This window comes from Kushneria pakistanensis, from assembly GCF_014652795.1.
Lineage (GTDB): Bacteria > Pseudomonadota > Gammaproteobacteria > Pseudomonadales > Halomonadaceae > Kushneria > Kushneria pakistanensis.
Map to the genome: position 1 here is coordinate 663,411 of NZ_BMZM01000001.1, position 17,657 is coordinate 681,067.

Annotated in this window: 27 protein-coding genes and 1 pseudogene; 6 read left to right on the forward strand and 22 right to left on the reverse strand. The window is 56.8% G+C overall.

The window, feature by feature from the left end; all coding sequences use genetic code 11:
* The first annotated feature begins 22 nt into the window (after window positions 1-22).
* Entirely contained in the window at window positions 23-1,030 is a 1,008-nt protein-coding gene (locus IE123_RS02890) for a succinylglutamate desuccinylase/aspartoacylase family protein (RefSeq protein ID WP_189515866.1), read from the forward strand.
* Between the two features lie 40 nt (window positions 1,031-1,070).
* Here IE123_RS02890 and IE123_RS02895 read toward each other — a convergent pair whose 3' ends face one another.
* On the reverse strand, window positions 1,071-2,048 hold the full coding sequence (locus IE123_RS02895) for an aldo/keto reductase (protein WP_189514905.1): 978 nt from the start codon (window positions 2,046-2,048) through the stop codon (window positions 1,071-1,073).
* A 149-nt stretch (window positions 2,049-2,197) separates the two neighbouring features.
* Window positions 2,198-3,235, reverse strand: coding sequence for a tRNA dihydrouridine(20/20a) synthase DusA (gene dusA, locus IE123_RS02900; protein ID WP_189514907.1), 1,038 nt, complete (start codon window positions 3,233-3,235; stop codon window positions 2,198-2,200).
* Window positions 3,236-3,364: 129 nt separating this feature from the next.
* Here dusA and IE123_RS02905 point away from each other — a divergent pair, with 129 nt between their 5' ends.
* Window positions 3,365-4,399, forward strand: a complete 1,035-nt coding sequence (locus tag IE123_RS02905) for a site-specific integrase (RefSeq protein WP_189514909.1) — start codon at window positions 3,365-3,367, stop codon at window positions 4,397-4,399.
* Here the strand turns inward: IE123_RS02905 and IE123_RS02910 are convergent.
* From IE123_RS02910 to IE123_RS02965, 12 genes are all read right to left on the reverse strand, one after another.
* The gene (locus IE123_RS02910; RefSeq protein ID WP_189514911.1) at window positions 4,396-4,614 is read right to left on the reverse strand and encodes a pyocin activator PrtN family protein; all 219 of its coding nucleotides are present in this window, start codon (window positions 4,612-4,614) and stop codon (window positions 4,396-4,398) included. The two genes, IE123_RS02905 and IE123_RS02910, sit on opposite strands and share 4 nt — an antisense overlap.
* Window positions 4,611-4,820, reverse strand: a complete 210-nt coding sequence (locus tag IE123_RS02915) for a hypothetical protein (RefSeq protein ID WP_189514913.1) — start codon at window positions 4,818-4,820, stop codon at window positions 4,611-4,613. Before IE123_RS02915 ends, IE123_RS02910 begins: the two co-directional genes overlap by 4 nt.
* Complete coding sequence (locus IE123_RS02920; RefSeq protein WP_189514915.1) at window positions 4,813-4,986, reverse strand: hypothetical protein; 174 nt, start codon at window positions 4,984-4,986, stop codon at window positions 4,813-4,815. The genes IE123_RS02915 and IE123_RS02920 overlap by 8 nt, the downstream gene beginning before the upstream one ends.
* On the reverse strand, window positions 4,983-5,201 hold the full coding sequence (locus tag IE123_RS02925) for a TraR/DksA family transcriptional regulator (protein ID WP_189514917.1): 219 nt from the start codon (window positions 5,199-5,201) through the stop codon (window positions 4,983-4,985). The genes IE123_RS02920 and IE123_RS02925 overlap by 4 nt, the downstream gene beginning before the upstream one ends.
* An 11-nt stretch (window positions 5,202-5,212) precedes the next feature.
* On the reverse strand, window positions 5,213-7,177 hold the full coding sequence (locus IE123_RS02930) for a replication endonuclease (RefSeq protein ID WP_189514919.1): 1,965 nt from the start codon (window positions 7,175-7,177) through the stop codon (window positions 5,213-5,215).
* Complete coding sequence (locus IE123_RS02935; protein ID WP_189514921.1) at window positions 7,174-7,632, reverse strand: hypothetical protein; 459 nt, start codon at window positions 7,630-7,632, stop codon at window positions 7,174-7,176. The genes IE123_RS02930 and IE123_RS02935 overlap by 4 nt, the downstream gene beginning before the upstream one ends.
* Before the next feature lie 2 nt (window positions 7,633-7,634).
* Entirely contained in the window at window positions 7,635-7,970 is a 336-nt protein-coding gene (locus IE123_RS02940) for a hypothetical protein (RefSeq protein ID WP_189514923.1), read from the reverse strand.
* Window positions 7,958-8,182, reverse strand: a complete 225-nt coding sequence (locus IE123_RS02945) for a hypothetical protein (RefSeq protein WP_189514925.1) — start codon at window positions 8,180-8,182, stop codon at window positions 7,958-7,960. Before IE123_RS02945 ends, IE123_RS02940 begins: the two co-directional genes overlap by 13 nt.
* Window positions 8,179-8,448, reverse strand: a complete 270-nt coding sequence (locus IE123_RS02950; RefSeq protein ID WP_189514926.1) for an Ogr/Delta-like zinc finger protein — start codon at window positions 8,446-8,448, stop codon at window positions 8,179-8,181. The genes IE123_RS02945 and IE123_RS02950 overlap by 4 nt, the downstream gene beginning before the upstream one ends.
* 225 nt (window positions 8,449-8,673) lie before the next feature.
* A complete protein-coding gene (locus tag IE123_RS02955) occupies window positions 8,674-8,901 on the reverse strand; it encodes a hypothetical protein (RefSeq protein WP_189514929.1) in 228 nt (75 codons plus the stop codon).
* A 20-nt stretch (window positions 8,902-8,921) separates the two neighbouring features.
* On the reverse strand, window positions 8,922-9,131 hold the full coding sequence (locus tag IE123_RS02960; RefSeq protein ID WP_189514931.1) for a hypothetical protein: 210 nt from the start codon (window positions 9,129-9,131) through the stop codon (window positions 8,922-8,924).
* 202 nt (window positions 9,132-9,333) lie between these two features.
* Window positions 9,334-9,552 carry a hypothetical protein gene (locus IE123_RS02965; RefSeq protein WP_189514933.1) on the reverse strand — a complete coding sequence of 73 codons (219 nt, stop codon included), beginning with the start codon at window positions 9,550-9,552 and terminating at the stop codon, window positions 9,334-9,336.
* Window positions 9,553-9,638: 86 nt separating this feature from the next.
* Here IE123_RS02965 and IE123_RS02970 point away from each other — a divergent pair, with 86 nt between their 5' ends.
* Together IE123_RS02970 and IE123_RS02975 are read left to right on the forward strand one after the other, a co-directional pair.
* Complete coding sequence (locus IE123_RS02970; protein WP_189514935.1) at window positions 9,639-10,310, forward strand: XRE family transcriptional regulator; 672 nt, start codon at window positions 9,639-9,641, stop codon at window positions 10,308-10,310.
* Window positions 10,310-10,993 (forward strand): hypothetical protein, encoded by a 684-nt coding sequence (locus IE123_RS02975; protein ID WP_189514937.1) that lies wholly within the window; start codon window positions 10,310-10,312, stop codon window positions 10,991-10,993. Before IE123_RS02970 ends, IE123_RS02975 begins: the two co-directional genes overlap by 1 nt.
* Window positions 10,994-11,002: 9 nt before the next feature.
* On the opposite strand, the gene IE123_RS02980 is transcribed toward IE123_RS02975, so the two are convergent.
* Both IE123_RS02980 and IE123_RS02985 read right to left on the reverse strand, forming a co-directional pair.
* Window positions 11,003-11,878 (reverse strand): hypothetical protein, encoded by an 876-nt coding sequence (locus IE123_RS02980; protein WP_189514939.1) that lies wholly within the window; start codon window positions 11,876-11,878, stop codon window positions 11,003-11,005.
* Window positions 11,879-11,887: 9 nt separating this feature from the next.
* On the reverse strand, window positions 11,888-12,094 hold the full coding sequence (locus tag IE123_RS02985; RefSeq protein WP_189514940.1) for a hypothetical protein: 207 nt from the start codon (window positions 12,092-12,094) through the stop codon (window positions 11,888-11,890).
* Window positions 12,095-12,350: 256 nt separating this feature from the next.
* Between IE123_RS02985 and IE123_RS02990 the strand changes: the two genes are divergently transcribed.
* Window positions 12,351-12,728 (forward strand): LexA family protein, encoded by a 378-nt coding sequence (locus tag IE123_RS02990; RefSeq protein WP_189514942.1) that lies wholly within the window; start codon window positions 12,351-12,353, stop codon window positions 12,726-12,728.
* Window position 12,729: 1 nt separating this feature from the next.
* Here the strand turns inward: IE123_RS02990 and IE123_RS02995 are convergent, their stop codons facing one another.
* From IE123_RS02995 to IE123_RS03015, 5 genes are all read right to left on the reverse strand, one after another.
* Window positions 12,730-13,119 (reverse strand): ArsR/SmtB family transcription factor, encoded by a 390-nt coding sequence (locus IE123_RS02995; protein WP_229819553.1) that lies wholly within the window; start codon window positions 13,117-13,119, stop codon window positions 12,730-12,732.
* The gene (locus IE123_RS03000) at window positions 13,110-13,979 is read right to left on the reverse strand and encodes an endonuclease (protein WP_189514944.1); all 870 of its coding nucleotides are present in this window, start codon (window positions 13,977-13,979) and stop codon (window positions 13,110-13,112) included. The genes IE123_RS02995 and IE123_RS03000 overlap by 10 nt, the downstream gene beginning before the upstream one ends.
* Window positions 13,980-14,152: 173 nt before the next feature.
* Complete coding sequence (locus IE123_RS03005; protein WP_189514946.1) at window positions 14,153-14,599, reverse strand: type II toxin-antitoxin system death-on-curing family toxin; 447 nt, start codon at window positions 14,597-14,599, stop codon at window positions 14,153-14,155.
* A gap of 482 nt (window positions 14,600-15,081) precedes the next feature.
* Complete coding sequence (locus tag IE123_RS03010) at window positions 15,082-16,077, reverse strand: phage late control D family protein (RefSeq protein WP_189514948.1); 996 nt, start codon at window positions 16,075-16,077, stop codon at window positions 15,082-15,084.
* Window positions 16,074-16,499 (reverse strand): phage tail protein, encoded by a 426-nt coding sequence (locus tag IE123_RS03015; RefSeq protein WP_229819554.1) that lies wholly within the window; start codon window positions 16,497-16,499, stop codon window positions 16,074-16,076. The genes IE123_RS03010 and IE123_RS03015 overlap by 4 nt, the downstream gene beginning before the upstream one ends.
* 16 nt (window positions 16,500-16,515) lie before the next feature.
* On the opposite strand from IE123_RS03015, the gene IE123_RS16100 reads away from it, so the two are divergent.
* Window positions 16,516-17,049 carry a hypothetical protein gene (locus tag IE123_RS16100; protein WP_229819555.1) on the forward strand — a complete coding sequence of 178 codons (534 nt, stop codon included), beginning with the start codon at window positions 16,516-16,518 and terminating at the stop codon, window positions 17,047-17,049.
* A gap of 149 nt (window positions 17,050-17,198) precedes the next feature.
* On the opposite strand, the pseudogene IE123_RS16305 reads toward IE123_RS16100, so the two are convergent.
* A pseudogene (locus tag IE123_RS16305) lies at window positions 17,199-17,411 on the reverse strand (phage tail protein); the annotation flags it as partial.
* Window positions 17,412-17,657: the final 246 nt, after the last annotated feature.

Sequence of the window (17,657 nt, forward strand, 5' to 3'; positions counted from 1 at the left end):
AAACGCCTTGATGAGTATTCGTATGGCCCGTGATGCCTTTGTACTGGCAGGGGAGAAAGTGCTTCCCGGCCAGCGCCGCCAGATTGATGTGCCGGTTGCCCGCCTTTATACCCACACGCCGCTCAATATTCCGGTAGAGGTCGTTCACGGCCGTCGGGAAGGGCCCGTCATGCTGGTCTGTGGTGCCATTCATGGCGATGAGATCAACGGTGTCGAAATCGTTCGGCGGGTGCTCAAAACGCGCTCATTGTCGCGTCTGCGCGGTACCCTGATTGCCGTGCCGATCGTCAACGTCTTCGGCTTCGTCCAGCACAGTCGTTATCTGCCGGACCGGCGGGATCTGAACCGCTGCTTCCCGGGCAGCGAATCCGGCTCGCTGGGGTCGCGCATTGCCGCGCTCTTTCGCGAGCAGGTAGTGGATCTGGCCACGCACATTCTGGATCTGCACACCGGTGCCATTCATCGTACCAACCTGCCTCAGATTCGTGCCCAGCTGGAGCGCAATGAGCAGACCCGTGCCATGGCGGATGCCTTTGGCGCGCCGGTCATTCTCAATGCCGAGCTGCGCGGTGGCAGCCTGCGGGAATACGCCGAGCGCCGCGGTATTCCCGTGCTGACCTACGAGGCGGGCGAGGCGTTGCGCTTTGATGAATGGGCCATCAGTGCCGGCGTGCGCGGTGTGCTGCGGGTCATGCGACTGCTGGATATGCTGCCGGCCGGTCGCGGTAGCAAGGTGCCGGCTTCGGAGGTGGCACGAAGCTCCAGCTGGGCGCGTGCCTCGATTGATGGTGTATTGCGGCCGCGCGTCAGGCTGGGTGCACGTGTGGTCAAGGGTGAGCGCCTGGGGATCGTGGCCGGGCCCTTTGGCAATGAGGAGGGCGACGTGCTGGCCTCAAGTGACGGGATCGTGATTGGCATGAGCAATCTGCCGCTGGTCAATGAAGGGGAGGCGGTCTTTCATATCGCTCGCTTTCACGAGCTGGGAGATGCCGAGCATGCCGTGGAAGCCTGGCAGGCACGCGTTGAGTAGTGGGGAGACCCTGACGCCCGGGCGTCAGGGCTTTGGAACCTCAATCAGCGCCGGGAATGGGCGCATCCATCGAGACAAGGCCTTCATTCCAGAGCGTCTGCCATAGCGCATTGGGAATGGGTGTGGTCATCAGGGCCTGGTTCTCGGCAATGCGCTCAGGTCGCGTGGTGCCCGGAATCACGGCAGCTACGGCACGCGGTGCGGCGCTGAACTGTAGCGCAACGGCGCGGATATCGACCCCAAAGCGATCACAGATATCGCGAAGGCGTCGAGTACGCTCGCGCACGTCATCGGAGGCCTGCTTGTAGTCATAGTGATCTCCCCCGGCCAGAATGCCCGAGTTGTAGGCGCCGCCGATGACCAGACGCACGCCGCGGCGGTCGCATTCCGGTAACAGGCTGGTCAGGGCGCCTTCATGGTCGAGCAGCGAATAACGTCCGGCCAGCAAAAACCCATCGGGATCTGCCTTTTCAAGCGCTCGCGTACAGGCTTCCACGCGATTGACGCCCAGCCCCCAGGCACGAATCACACCTTCCTCACGCAGCCGCGTCAGGGCACGCGCCGCGCCATTCATGGCCTGATCATGTACCTCTTCCCAGCGATCACCGTGGGCATCAAGGGCGCAATCATGAATCCATGCAATATCAATGCGATCCATGTTCAGCCGCTTGAGGCTTTCCTCGATGGAGCGCAGGGTCCCGGACTCCGAGTAGTCGTAGGCCACCCGGTTGGGACGGCCATTGGCGAAGATACCGCTTTTCTTCTCATGCTCATCGAGAATCAGACGCCCCACCTTGGTGGAAATCATGTAGCCAGTGCGTGGTTCATCAGCGAGTGCCTCGCCCACACGCATTTCCGAAAGGCCGGCGCCATATTGCGGTGCCGTATCGAAATAGCGGATGCCGGCTTCCCATGCCGTGCGCAGCGTCTCGATGGCGCGTGTGTCCGGCACTTCCTCGTACATGTTGCCCAGCGGTGCCGTACCCAACCCCAGCTTGCCTGGCAGTTCAAAACGCATAGGTCCTCCTTGACGACTTTGATGCGTTCGGGTGTAGCCCGAAACGATGCGTCAAGTATGGCCAGGGTGGCCAAAAGGACAACCTCGACCCGCCCGGGAGAGGCAACCCGAGGTGAGGGGCAGCAGGCAAATCAACAGGAAAGCGCGTATCAGTCAGGCATATGAGCCGGCAGCTCACGTTCGGCATCGACGTCATCCACCAGCGCCAGTGCCTGATCAAATACTTCGATGCCGGCATCCGGACGGTGGGCAGTCTCGGAAAGATAACGCCGGAAACGGCGTCCGCCGCGACAGCCGGTAAAAAGCCCAAGGATATGGCGCGTGATGTGGTTGAGCCGCACGCCTGATTCGAGCCGTGATATCAGATAGGGGCGAAAGGCCTGCATGGCCTCATGGCGTGTCGGCGGCGTGGTCGCTTCCCCGAAGATGTCACGATCGACGTGTGCCAGTAGCCACGGATTCTGGTAGGCCTCGCGCCCGATCATGACGCTGTCGACATGCTCAAGCTCACGCTGACAGTCGCTGATGCTCTTGAGCCCACCGTTGATGCCGATGTGAAGTTCGGGGTGTGCCGCCTTGAGGCGGTGCACGCGCGGATAGTTCAGCGGCGGTACGTCCCGATTCTGTTTGGGGGAGAGGCCCTCAAGCCAGGCCTTGCGGGCATGTACGGTAAAGGTTGTGCAACCGGCCGCCGCCACGGTGTCGATAAAGCGCGCCAGATCCTCATCTTCGTCCTGATCATCAATGCCGATACGACACTTGACCGTGATCGGAATCGTGACCGCCGCCTGCATGGCCGCCACACAGCGTGCCACCAGTTCAGGATGGCCCATCAGACAGGCGCCGATCATGTTGTTTTGCACGCGATCGCTTGGACAGCCAACGTTCAGATTGACCTCCTGATAGCCCCAGCTTTCTGCGATGGCAGCGCATTCGGCAAGGACTGCCGGGTCACTGCCGCCCAGCTGCAGCGCCAACGGGTACTCGATGGCGTCATGACCCAGAAAGCGCTCACGCGGCGTGCCATGCAAAATGGCACCGGTGGTGACCATCTCGGTATACAAAAGGGCACGTTTGGTCAATGTGCGTGCAAAGGCGCGCTGGTCGCGGGTCGTCCAGTCCATCATCGGGGCTATAGAAAACCGGCGAGCCTGATCTGCTGAGGTATTTTGCGATTTATCAGTCACTTAAGATATCCGCCTGATCGTTTTACGTCCCGTTAAACCCTATTAAATACCGCTCAAAACCGTTGCCGGTGTACCATTGATGTACCAAATCGTAAAAAACAGAGCAAAGCCAAAAAAGGTGGTACACCAGTGGCAACATTTCAGAAGCGGGGGACGAGTTGGCGCGCCATTGTACGGAAGAAGGGACACCCTGCACAGACGCACACTTTCTCCACGAAGGCCCGCGCACAAGCATGGGCAAAGCAGGTAGAAAGCGAGCTTGAAGATCGTGCTGCCGGTATCAAGCCCGGGCTCACGATCGGTGATGCATTGAAGCGGCACGAAGCACACCTTGAGCGGATTTCGTCCCGAGGGCGAAAGAACAAGACGTCAGCAAACAACCTGCGCAAGGGCATCGATACCGAGATGCTGTTATCGCAGCTGCAGTATCAGCACCTGATGACGTTCGCGGATACACGCAGGAAAGTTGATGGTGTCGCGGCCTCAACCGTCATGACAGACATTATGTACCTCTCGGGGGCAATCACGACCTGCGTGGTTGAGGAACTGGCGCCGCCCGCCTTGAAGGCTTCCATGTCGAGCTGGCGTGCTGGCCTAAAGCGTGCTGGGCTGATCGGTAATCCAGATGATCGCGATCGGCGTCCGACGGATAAGGAAATTGAAGAATTACTGACTCATACCCGACATAACCTCGCGTTGCGGCGCATCGGCTATAACGCCTTGATCCGCTTTGCGGTGAATTCCTGCATGCGTCTGGACGAGATATGTTCGCTACGCTGGGAGGATCTCGACGCAACCAATGGCACGATTATCGTCAGGCTTAGAAAGCATCCGACCAAGGCAACTGATCAGGTCGTGCCCTTGATGGGGGAGAGCCTGGCCATTATCGAAGCACAGCCGAGGAAGGAGGAGAGAATATTCCCGTTTAACAGTGAATCAACGTCGAACGGGTTTCGCCGGATCTGTCAGCACCTCGGGATCGAGAATCTGCATTTTCACGATCTACGGCACGAGGGTATCAGTCGGCTATTTGAGCGGGGCTATCAGATTCAGGAAGTGGCCATGGTGTCTGGCCATCGCGATTGGAAGAGTCTCAAGCGCTACGTCAATTTGCGCCCGGGTGAGCTGGTGATCAAGGACCGGGCGCGAAGTGAGAGCGCTTAAGCAGCGCTCCCACGTTGGGTGTCGATGTACTTTGCAGCATCAGAGATATGCACCATGGGCTGCCGGGCGGTTCGTGTCAGCGGGACAGGGAATGTCCCCCCCGCGATGCGGTTCCGCGCTGTCTGAATGCTCACACCCATGATGTCGCGGCAAAAAACGTCGAGTGGGATCAGTGGTTTCTCGTAGCACGCCAGCAGCATGAACTCGGTTTTCATTGTCCATTTTCTCCTGTCAGCCATTCTGCCGCCGGGATCAGGCGCGATAGCTCATAAGTGCGAGCGATGCTCTCCGGCCAGCGACGCAACTCGATCATGCGGCCAGTAACAGTGGCCAGCAGTGTCAGCCGGATCTGCTCAGGCACGCCCTGGGGCGCCACGTCGGCGCCCTCGGTCTTTTTGAGTTCCTGATTAGTCCTACTCACGACGCACCCCCTTTTCGATCGCCGCGAGGCGATTGGCCATGCGGGTGTATTCGTCGTACTGAATAGCCAGCTCATCACTGGCCGTCGCCTTGCCCAGCAGGAATGCGATGCGCAGGGTGACGAGGCCTAGCAGAATGAGCAGGGCGAATTGAATAAGCTGGATCATCGACGGACTCCTTTTGCCTTGTGTTCGTTGATTGATTGGCACTCCACGCAGGTGGCCACGCCCGGCAGGGCGTCGCGGCGCTTTTGCGGGATTGGCTCGTCGCAGTCCTCGCAGTGAGTCAGGCTGTGTGCGCTCGCCATGCGGGCGCGGCTGGCCAATGCGGCATCGAGATGGCGCTGGCTGTTTTCATTGGCGAGATCGATTGAATCGGCCACGGGGTCTCCTGCTATCTCAGCTCAAAGGGAATAAATTCAGGGATTCGTTGCCACGCGGGTGGTGGCTGGATGCTTTCCCGGTGCCGACGCTCCAGATCCGCGAGCGCCTGCTGGGTTTCTTCATGCTCTTGCTGCGCCAGTTCCAGCTCGGCGCGGTATGCGGTGCTGTTGATCCACTCCCGATACCGTTTTGCCTGGAGGGCATCGGTCTGGGGATCTGCCGCGCGGGGCGCGGTGTCAGGCCCCGTACAGTTATTCACACAAGTCCAAGGGTCGTCGGCTGCGCCTCCTCCATAAGAACCCTTCTGGCTGAAGTCATAAGCGCCGGCGCGCGCCTTCGGGCGCATGGTCCAGCTGTAGAAACGGGTCAAATACTCGGCACCTTTTACGAGCAGGCCGTAGGTGATTTCGACGCGCTCGCCATACCCGCCACGAGCAAAAGGCACCTCATCAGCCTGCATCTCGCGGCTGGTATCCATGCGCCACTCGCGCCACGGCTTGATCGGCTGATCCTTGCGCGGCGTCAGCGGGCCACCCATCAGGCGCAGGAACTGATCCCATGCGCCGGCGTTGCATGCGGTGCGCACCCTGGCCATGAATTCACGGATCGAGCGGCCCGGATTAGTGGCGGCTTCCCATGCAGCCAGCTGCTCGGCCTGCTGCTCGGTCAGGCGACGCACTTCGCGCCAGACCGTGACAGACGGCAGCCCGACGAACTGAAATTGACGGATGCCCCACACGGCGGCCCACGCCTCAACGCGCGGCGCACTGCTGGCCATCTCGCGGCCATACTCGTCGAGATCGACGAACTGCTGGCCGTTGATGTTCTTGGAGACGTACTTGGCGACATACCCGGCAGCGGTGCCGCGCGTGTAGTCGATGAACTTGGCCTGAAAGCGGTTCCTTTTGGCGCCCGGCTCGTCGGGCGTGTCGGCCAGCGCGTACTCGGCCATTACCTGATTGACCCGTTCGACATGATCAGCATGTGCCCACATCAGCATGTGCCAGTGCGGGGTGCCGTCGTGGTGAGGCTCGGCCACGCGCACGCCATAAATGCCGATACCTTCGCGAGCCAACGCCGCACGAATGCGCGCCCAGACGTTGGTCAGATAGCTCTGCGCATCGCGGGGCGTGTTGTGCTCGTAGTTCGGGTTACGGGTGCAGCTTTTGGCGCGGATCGGGTGGAACCGGCTCGGGCAGGTCAGGGTGTAGAACACGCCGACATGACCCAGCCGGCGCGCTTCCGCTTCGGTCTCGCGAATGCGTAGCATCAGCTCGGCGCGACGATTGTCAGGATTGGCCAGCCCCAGCTCGGAGAGTTCGGCCAGCGTGTAGTTCTGGCCGTGCTGGTTGATCGCCTCAATGGCATCGAGCATCGCGTGATTGCGCAGCTTTTGACTGGCGCGACGCGCCACGGTGGTGTTCGAGCAGTAGATGCCGGCACGGTGATGGACATTGCCCAGCTCGCGCTCGAGCTGCTCCAGCCGGCGACCGGCCAGCACGCGCAGCTTGCGACGCCACCACTTGGCGTCCTCAAGGCGGGCCAGTTGGGTACGGATAGGCAGCTTGCCGTCCGGCGGATCAATCTCGTGCTTTTCGACACGCTCAAGCCCCAGCGCCAGCGCGGCCTCGGCAGCGGTCAGTTCGGACCAGCCATTGCGATTGGCTGCGCCTACCTGCTCATCATGCTGACGCTTGATGGCCATGGCCTGACCCTCGGCGTGATTGCAGATGCCCTCATCGTCATGGGTCACACGAAACGGCCCGACATGCAGGCGCTGGCAGATCCGACGCAGGTAGCTGTTACCGGCACCGTTACCATCACGGCGCGCGACGACCAGAAACGCCTTTGCGAGCTGCTCGGCATACTGCGGGTAACGGTCGAACACGTACTGCTGGCGCCACTCCTGACAGCTCAGGTTGCCCTGGCCACCGGGTGCGCCAAATTCGCGGGATTGTTCGATAGCGCTGGTCATTCTGCGTTCTGCTCGATCAGTTTCAGATAGTGCTGTGCGGCGGCAATGTCGCCGGCCTCAAGGGCTAGCCGAGCACTTGCGGCAAGCGCCTGCGACGGATGCGACTCGCTGCGCATTCCGTCACGCAGGCGACTGGCGTAAGAACTCATGCGGTGAATGGCTGCCCGGATGGCCTCGCGGGTTTTGGGCGTCATCCACTCAATGGGGGTGTGGGTCAGGGTGTTGGCGATGGCCTCCGGCGTGCGCTCGTTGGCCGGAATCTCGTTAAGCGGGCGAGCCGGTACCAGCGTCTGCGCCGCCGAGCGCAACACCACGGCGCGCTCGGCGGGCTGCATGGCGGCCCATACCTCGGCCAGATCCCGGTTTTCAGTGCGCCGGCGCAGTTCCTCGCGCACGGCAATAAAACCGGCGCGCGGATCGACGACTTCGGGGCGGATGGCGTGAACGCTGGCCATGGTTACGCCCTCACTGCCTGTACGGCGCGCACATCAGCGTTTTGACGCTCGGCAAAGCCGATCAGGTCATTGACGGTCAGCGCCATGCGGCGACCATCCGGGTGATTGACGACCACGACATAAGAAGTGGTCGACTCGACATCGATAGCTGCGCGACGGTTGAAGGATTCCAGCTCGGCCATGGCCTGTACGGCCATCAGGCTGGCATCGAGTGGCGTGTGGCCATGCTGCTGGATCAGGTGCGACGTGCAGCGATTGATCGCATCGCCGCGATGCGCACGGCGGGGCAGATCCAGTAGAAAGGCAGTAGCAGCGTTATCGCGATTCAGTGCGTGCATGACACACCTCCCTGCGCATTGAGCTGATCGAATGCGTAACAGGCATGCTGCAGCGCCTCGTCATCGCGCAGCCGAGCTTCTTCGACGAGATGACGACCGCAGGCCGTGACCATTTGATAGGGGGTGCGGTGACGCGGCTGATTGCGCAGGAACGCCTGCGCGGCGTCCTGAATGCTGTCGCTGGGGTCAATTTGGTAGTGGGGGTCAATCATTGCCTGCTCCTGAACATGTCTTCGGGCGGCTTGGGGACGACCACATAGGGAATGTGTTCGGCCAGGCGGCCCTCGTATTGGCTATTGGGCATACCGCTGGGGCTTATGGTCTCGGTGACTACCCCTTCCGCCTTGCCAGCCCAGCCGCAGATCGGGGTCTGGCATTGCAGGTAGAACACGCGGTAATCGCTGTGCATCTGCTTTGAGGTCCTGATGCGGCATGGACCGCCGCAGTGAGGGCAGGTCCACCCCCAACTGGATGACATCAGCGCCTCCCGACCGGACGCGGTCCGCGTGGCATCGCCATTCGTGCGGTGCCTTTTCTCAATGCGCGGCGCAGTACGAACTCTGCTGCCTGATTCAGTGTTTCAAGCCCTTGCTGCTGGCGTACTGCTTCCAGCACTCGGCGATCTGCATCGCTTGCTGATATTTCTGTTTGTCGTGCGGTCATGAGCACCTCGCGAGGTCCTGAAAGGGTGTCGCGCCGTGCCTCAATGGAGCTTTGCCACCGGCTGAAAGTCGGCCATGCTCACGGCATCGAATTCCTGCTGACTGGAGACACCGAGCATTTCCAGCGCGGCACGCATGACCAGCTCGCGCGCCAGCGTTGCTTTCTCGACGCCGGTATAGGCAGAAAGCGCCTCGATCAGGTCATCCTCGAACTGGTCGAGGTTGATACCGATGCGGGCGGTCTTGAGGCGACGGGGGTCCCTGTACATGGCTGCGATTCCTTCCGGGGTTAGTGAGTTGAGGGGATGGATTTTTCGGCCTGATGAGCAGCAAGGCCCTTGAGGCAGATCATTCGCATGGTGGAAGAGAGCGAGCGCATCTCCTGTTCGGCCAGCTGGTCCAGCTCGCTGCGTTCTTCAGCGGTCAGGTGGGTGAGTACCGGCACCTTGCAGCCCTGAGGGGCATTCTTGCGGCGGTTGGCGGTCGTGGTTTCGCTCATGTGTTAATCTCCTAATGGTCTGAAATACTTTTCGAAGAGGTGTTACTGATGTCTGAGAAGCGCACTACCGACCCTCGACATTCCCCTGATGCCGCTGCACACGAAATTGTTCTAGAGCTTTGCAAAGCTGGGGTTTTTGGTGTCGTCCATACGGACAGAGGTGATGAGCTCGGGAAAGCTGTTGTTCTCGCGCATGAGCAGATCACCGCTTATTACAAGTCTCTGAAGTAACGTTCAGCCGGTTCATGCCCTTGGCTAGCGCTTCGCCGATATCCGTGGCGCGTTTTTCGAGGTCCTTGCCTGCAAGGTCATGTTGAAAGGCGAGCTTGCCTACGGTGTCGGCGAGCACCTGCGAGGCGATTTCGCGCTGCTTGGCGTCCACGCTTGAAAGTGGTTGGGCGTGTGGTGCGCGTTCGGTCATGGCGGTTGGTTCCTAACAAGGTGTAATAATGTGAACCATATAATGGTGTACAAAATTGAACCATGTCAAGTTTTTAGGGAGTGGTTTTGACTACCATTGGTCATCGTTTGAAAACTGAGCGCGAGCGGATTGGGCTCAGTCAGACCGCTTTTGCAAACCTTGGCGGTGTCGGAAAGTCCACCCAGATCAATTATGAGAAGGATGGACGCGCCCCTACGGCGGACTATCTGGTAGCGCTGGAAAAGGCAGGAGTAGATATTTATTACGTGCTGACTGGGCGATCTTTCAGCACTGACATGGATGAGCAGCCAACTGCCACTAGTTCAGCAATACCTTTAGACGGTTGTTCACGCATCCCGATCTATGACATCGAAGCCGCCGCTGGATCAGGCCGGCTATTCGATGCCGAGCGGATCGATCGTTATATCCCGTTGGATAGTCAATGGCTCAGCGAGCATGGCGTTGATGTACAGCATGTCGTCGCGCTGACTGCAGTCGGCGATTCAATGGCCGATACCGTTAACGAGGGTGACGTGATCCTAGTGGATCGCTCACGCACGAAGCCGGACGGTGTGTTTCTGGTACGGGTAGGGGATGCGCTGAGAATCAAGCGGGTGCAACGGATGGCCGGCGGTGCGCTGTCATTGGTCAGCGATAACCGGAAATATGAGCCTGAACTGATCACGCCCGAGATGCTGGGCCGGGGAGAGGTAGAAGTGATCGGGCAGGTGTTTGGGCACTTGGGAAGGGTAAGTTGATGCTGGAAGATATTCAGAAGCTCTGTATCTTTTTATTTTTCACCGTTCTTTTAAGCTCTTATATATATCTGCAAAATTATTGGAGCCATTTCGGAGTGGATGCCTCCTCTTATATTGATATAGCTCAAACTATTTCTTTCTCCAGTAAGTTTGTAAATATGGCTCTAGCCATTAATGCGGCTATCATTTTTGCAAGGGTTTTACGCGGAAGTTTCGATTCTGAAGAGGGAAGGTTTGGCTTGAAAGGCAATGTCGTAATAATGTTTGTTTGCTTTATTTTCTTTTATTTTTTGGCAAGCCTAACACCGATTTATCTATTAAAAGATACTAGTTTTGTTTTTTACGGTTGCTTGGGCCTTCTTACGGCTAGCCTAGCTAGGCACACCATAGCCAACATGGAACCTGAAATTACAGGAGGCGGAAGATTTTTTAGAGAGGTTCTTCTGTGCAATGTCTTCATACTGCCAGCCTTGGCAGTTATTATGAGCATTCTTGATGCTAGGTTAGATAAGGCTTTTCCTAATGAAAGGCTTGCAATAGTAAATGTTTTTTCAGCTGAGGACGGAGAGAGTGGAGAGAAGCTTCTCTTAGGTAAATTAAAAGAGAATTTTTTCTTTTTGAGTGATGATGGTAGTAAAGTATTTTCTATAGATGGCTCTCGTTTAAAGTCATTGATCTACTGAGTCTTCTAGCTAGTAGCTGCTTTCGGATTTATCTCTTTGAAACTCAATGTACGCCTCTATGTCGAACAGAGTGGCTGACTGGACATCGCTGAAGCAAAAGGCTATCTCAAATATTGCCGGGGTCAAATGAGGAAGTTGCCCCTCGTTCCTCATCTTCTCGTATAGCTTATAATAGAACGTCGTAAAGTTGACTTTAAGAGTCTCGTTTTGGCGGTAACCACTGATGAGTGGGAATATTCTGATCATATCGCGGCTGTCGCTGGGATCGACAGCGCCGACAATCATACCCACGTAAACCTTCCCACTCCGCATTGAAAACATGACACCCATAGAACTGTCCTCGGCGCGCAGTAGGATCTCTTCAAAATCGGCATTCATGCGTCTGACAGCTCTGCGTAATGGCGCATGGCTTGAGTAAGCGTAAAAGATCCTCGTCAGACTGAGAATGTTGCAGTAGCGCAGCAGGTTCCACTTATTTCTTCGTATGCCATTAACGGCCAGTGCTATCAGCTGATCCGTTTTTTCAAATAGAAGCGTCCACATGCCCTGTAGCAGGTTGAAAAAATAGCTGAGTCCAAAGCCCGAAAGCAGAGTAAGCACCAGAGTCACCAACCAGTAGCCCGTTGAACTCTCTCGCTCCTGTGTCTCAAGCGGCAGGTTTTCGTCTGCCCAATTGCGCAGGAAGGAGGTCAGTGGCTCCAGCCCTTCACGAAACCACCATGTCAGCGCCGTGCAGAAAAGCAGCAGTACGATCCCCGCAAACGCCGCGTAGAAGTACACCGCCTGCGAGTTCTGTCGCCTGATATGAAAGCGGGTTTCATGCAATGTGGTTACAAACAAATATCCCGCCAGAAGCGGGATAAATGCGAAAACTGCCTTGAGCATGGCAAGTACTTAAGCGGGTTGCTTTTGGTTTTTGAGCAGTTTTTCCAGCTCAGCGGATTGCGCCAGTTGCTCTTTGAAAGCGCCGGACTTCACGATGTCCTTGGCGTCAGCTACCAGTACACCATTGCCCACGATGCGATAGTGAATCTTGTAAGCGGATTCACGCTGGGCTGATCGGTAGCGCTTCTTTAGATTGGCTCTCAAGCGTTTGAACATGTTCATCCTGTCACCCCCTGCTGTCCTGATGTTGGGACTACTGATCGGGCTTCGGGTGTTTGTCGAAAAAGCCCCGATATTCGATATCGAGGCGTATGCCACGACTATATGTGATATCGCATACCCTTGCACAGTGAATACAGTGTGATTTTGACTGGTTCTTTTGCAATTGAGCCACTCAATGCTGCATCAGTGATTGCACATGTTATGACTTCATAATACTGTATATTTATACATGTTTTTGTGAGGATTTGTAATGCGTGTGGTGTACCGTGTGCCGATGCCGGCGGTATCTCAAAAGCGTGGTCAGGCTTTGGCATATGATTCGGCTGCCTATCACTGGCAGCAGTTTTTTGCCCCACATGCGGGCGTCTCTTTTTTGGCCGAAGTAGTGCAGGCTGATGTTAAAGAAGAGTGGCGGGAGGGCGACTGGCTGGTCGTGAATGAATCACTCTCGCCTCGTGAGGGCTCACTGGTGGTTGCGAGTCATGACGATGAGATGCATGTCTATCGGTATACTCATCGCCATAACTTGCCTGTACTCGAAAGCCTCGATGGCAGCCAGTGGATCGGTGATCTGATCAATGTGCAGACGCTAGGCGTGGTGGCACATCAGGTACGGCAGGTGGGCTGACTCAGCCGAACAGGGCCGACATTGTGTCGAAAAGCTCGCTGCCTTGGCTGCGGCGTAACGTGTAATAGATCCGCTGCGATTCGCGGCGGACATCGACAAGCCCGGCATCGCGCAGCACTTTCAGATGCTGGGAAAACGCTGACTGACGTAGCTCCGTCCGGGTATTCAGTTCCGTCACCTGCATTTCCCCCTCGGCGGCCAGAATCCTGAGCACCTGCAACCTGTCCGGGTGCGCCATGGCCTTGAGCAGGGTGACTTCATCGCAAGTGGCCGAGTTTGTTTCAGGCCGGGTAGTGATGGCGTTCAAAGCGTCTTCCAGTTTGTGCGAGATAACTGATATATCGGCAAGGCTGGTTTGGCATTGAGCTGCCTGCCATGACATCAGCGGCATATGCTCTGGCAGGGCACGCCATTCTTGTTGCCATCCAGTCTTGTGTTGCCGCATTGCTGCAGGTGATACATGGCTTCATCGCAAGAGCGCATCATGCTGCACGTTTTGCGCGTCTCGCAGCTAAAGCCGCTGTCATCGAATACTGGATCGTTGGCTGCCGGAGTGGGTAGCGCAGCCGGTGGCGCATCCTTTTCTACATACGGATTGCCTTGCCCCTGTATGGCAGCAATGCGTCGATTGCGTAGTCGCTCCCAGTCTGTGACCGGATACTGCTTGTCCCAAGCGGTGAACAGCTGATTCTGCTGGCTACTGATCGAGATGCCGTAGGTGTCTCGCATATACCAGTAGGTACGCGCTACCCATCCGCGTACCTCAGGCCGCGGCTGGAAAGTGCGCTCGGCAAAGCTCACCCGCGACTCGCATTGGCCGTACTGGTAGTAATCGTTGCCGGCAATCATGCCCAAGCGCATGTTGGATCGATCACCGTTTGTCTCGCCCAGGCTGGGTACCAGATTGACCAGATCCGCCTCGGCGCGTCGGAACGTGGCGTCGCTGGCGCGACAGTTCGAGCGGCCACCTTCCTGCCAGCACTGCAAAGCTCGGCCAAAATCGTAGGCCGGCATGATGTGTTCCCACTCGATCCGGTTGGCGCGTGCTTCTTGCTTGCGTACTTGGTAGCCGCAACTCGATAGGTCTGGCGTGTTGTCTGGCCCCGAGTAGCTGCAGCCACAGTAAAAGGTATTTTTGTGGTTGGCATGGATCTCCCAAGCAACGCGCTTGGCAGCGCTGAAAGAGCTGGGCGGCTCGGCAAGGACGGGCAGGGCAATGATGAGCAGCAGGAATAGAACAAGGCGATACATGGCAGATCCAGCGCAGGTTGGATTTATCTACCAGCATACGGGATCACATGGGATGCGATCTGACGAATAACTCAGAGAATATCGGCCTGTTACCGACTGAACGGCTCGCCGATGTGGCTGCTGCGCCAGTATAAGGTCGTTACAGTAGTGTGGCGGCTGGTTAGGTAGAACTATTAGTCGTTAAGCTGACTGGCATCGTGTGGCACACACCATTGGTACAACCAGTCGCTAAGGTCATGCATATCATAGATGCCAATCGCCAAGCCCTCATATATCTCTTTTATCTCATTCTGAGGAGCTTGAAGTAGAAACCCATTAATCTTGAGGAACACATATACGGCATGGGCTGCCGTTCTTTTATTCGCATTAGCGAATATGTGCCAGTTCGTTAAAGCGTCTCCATAAGCAGCAGCCATAAGAAAAACATCTTCGCTCTGCTCATAATAGCTTACTTGCTTTGGCCGCATAACGACGCTTTGAAGCTGTTCAGGCTTCAATAAACCAAAAGGCTCGCCCGGGGTAAGGGCGAGCACTTGCTGGTTCATATCGACAATTTCATAGACGAACAGGTATCTGATGTTTTCTAAGCAATAGTCCTCATCGCACTGCTGTCCATCCATTCCAAGCCCCGTACCCTGTCAAACCTTAGCTAATTCTTCATAGGCGTGGCGGTAGTCACGCATGGAATGATTCATTGCCTGTGTAACTTGATGTTCACGATTACCGGGACGCGGACACGCTTTGACTTCTTCGCTACGGTCGCGGCGCTTAATAAAAAGCCGAGATTGTTGCGGTTGGGCCATTCCCATAGGTAACCTCCAAATCAAAAAAACGGTCGACGAATGAACTTTGTCATACATATCAGGCCGTTAGCGGCATTTAGCCGCATGTGGCAAAGCAGATATCGCTTCGCAAAATGACGCGCATTATACGTTCCAATGCACATCTGTAAATCAAAATGTTGGTGCAAAATCCAAAATCACAACAGTGAATCCGAAATTCACACGTGCAATTTTCGAAATTCACTATGGCACGATATCGGCCCGATATCCAATCACTGAAGTTTTCTAACATGATGTGCAATCTCTATGGCACATCATGATCACATCTTCGTCTCACACTTGATCCGCGTCCCATACCCAACATCATCGAGCGAATCCACGACCTCCGTCACCAGCCAGCCGGTGCTATCAATCTGTGGCTTCCAGCCGCGCAGGGTGATGGGCGTCTCGGGTGTGATGTCCGCCCGGCCATGGGCCATGGTCAGCTCAAACTCTGCCGTGCCGCGCTGGATGCGACGCAGTTCCGACTTTGCGGCCTCAAGCGCATCTGCCACGCTCGCGTAGGTCGCGCGCAAATCCTTGAACTTCTCCCCCTCTCCGACGATGGCGGTCTGCCGTTTGCTGCCGGCCTTGTCGTTCCAGTGCGCGCGCACGCCGGTATAGCTGTCGCGGTCGGTCTGGCTGTAACGGTGCTCGTCGCCGTCGCGTCGGGTGAGGGTGACGCCGGGCAGGGCGATCCCGCTAGCTGTGAGTGCCTCGCCGGCCAGCGTGAACAGCATCCGTTCGGATTTGACGGCGGCGATAGCGTCATAGCGCTGGCCGAGGCGCGTCAGAAAATTGAGATCCGACTCGTCGGTCTGGTCGATGTGCCCCACACGAATGCCGCGCAGGGTATCGCCGATCACCGGAGACAGTTTGTGCCGTTTGGCGATGGTGTCGACGATGTCGCCCAGGGTGATGTCATGCCATGAATGCGAACGCTTGCCGGGCAGCAGGTTGCGCATGTCGGCGGCGCGGGCGCGAATAGTGAGCTGGTCAGGCGATCCGCTGTGCTCGATCTCATCGACGATGAACACGCCCCGGTCGAGCAGCCCCTCATCCTGCCAGCCGATGGCCACCGTCAGTTTCGCGCCCCGGGGCGGCAGCTCGAGCTGGCCGTCGTGGTCTGTCAGCGCGAGATCCAGCTGGTCGGCCTCCTGCCCGCGCTGACTTGTGATGGTCAGATTGATCAGCCGGCCATTGATGCGCGGGGTGATGTCCTGCCCGGCGATGGTGATGCGATAACCGGGCCGGCGGTAGGTGGGGCGCTCTCTCATACGAACGCCCCGACCAGTCTGGCGCCGGCGTAGAGCGTGAGATCCCCGATCATATCGGTGCGCTCGTCGTCGACGTGCTCGAGCTGCAGGCTGAATTCGATTTTCGCGGCGGCGCCGTCTCGGTAGAGCGTGCTGCTGGTTTCATCCACATTGGTGATCACCCACAGCCCGTATTGTCGACCCGTGCCCTCGACCAGCGGCCATGCCCGGCCCTGATCTGCCATGTCGCGAATCTCGTCGAGATCCACGCGCCCGCCGGTGAACTCGGGCAGCAGGGTGCCCGAGAGGGTGATGGTGTCGGTACCGGGGCCGAGGAACTGATAGGCGGGCCGGTCGCCGACACGCGACTGGCTGGCGTGGCGCCACTCGGTGCGGCGCTGCAGTTCCTGGTAAGGTACCGTACTTGTCTCAAATATAAACATACCGAGAGCCATGAGCATGACAAAAACCTCTAAGTCTGAAGGTTCTATTATTCCAGGGTTACTGATGATCGTGGTTGGAATAACTTCTGCTATATGCGCTAAATTCCTAGTAAATAGCTTTGGGTCTCATTATCTTTTCCTTTTTGTATCCAAAACTGACCCTGCTACATTTTTAGTTTTTGCGGCCATAGTGGGATCTATTTCTTACAAAAGAAAAGTGTCTGTGTGGCTGAAGTATCAGATGTTTTTATATGGCTTATCTATTTCATTAGGCTTCATGCTGGCAAAAGGCACTGCTGAAATAGCCCCCTTTCCCCCAGTGCGCAACTTTGAGGAGATGGTTCTTACACTTTTTATTTACGGGTTTTGTGGTCTTAATATAATTATTATGTCTCTTATATTTGTTCATATTCTTGATGTTAGGGATGATCCCACATCGAAGAACGCTGCTGAACCTTTTGTTAAAAATGAATCCGATCCAGAGCGCATCTCACCTCCTAAGCAACGTATTGAGCCAACCTTCTCCCATCCATTACTGGAGTCGCAGTAATACAGATGTTGCCCAAAGCACGATTTTAGCGGCGGCTCCATTGCGGTAGAGCGTGCTGCTGGTCTCATCGACGTTGGTGATGACCCATACCCGTACTGCCTGCTGGTGCCCTCGACCAGCGGCCACGCCCGACCCTGTTCAGCCATGTCGCGGGTCTCGTCAAGATCCACGCGCCCGCCGGTGAGCTCGGGCAACAGGGTGCCCGAGAGGGTGATAGTGTTGGCATCGGGGCCGAAAAACTTATAGGCGGGCCGGTCGCCGACACGGGACTGGCTGGCGTGGCGCCACTCGGTGCAGCGCTGCAGTTCCTGGTAAGGTACCGTACTTGTCTCAAATACGAACATGCCGAGAGCCATGAGCATTAGGGGTGCCTCCAGAAATGAACGACAGAAATAAAGGTTTGATTGGGCTGTGGTTGTTGACAGTTTTAGGCACTTTTATAGTGGTTCCGCTCATCGTTAGTGAGTTTCTTGGTAGCTTTGTGAGCGTCCTGGCCGATATCGATATCACCGGTTTCTTCGTGTTCGTAGGCCTTGTACTTGGGCTAGGTACAAATACCTTTATTAATAGGCAATTCAAGGCCATGGTGTTTCTAGGCGGACTCCTCA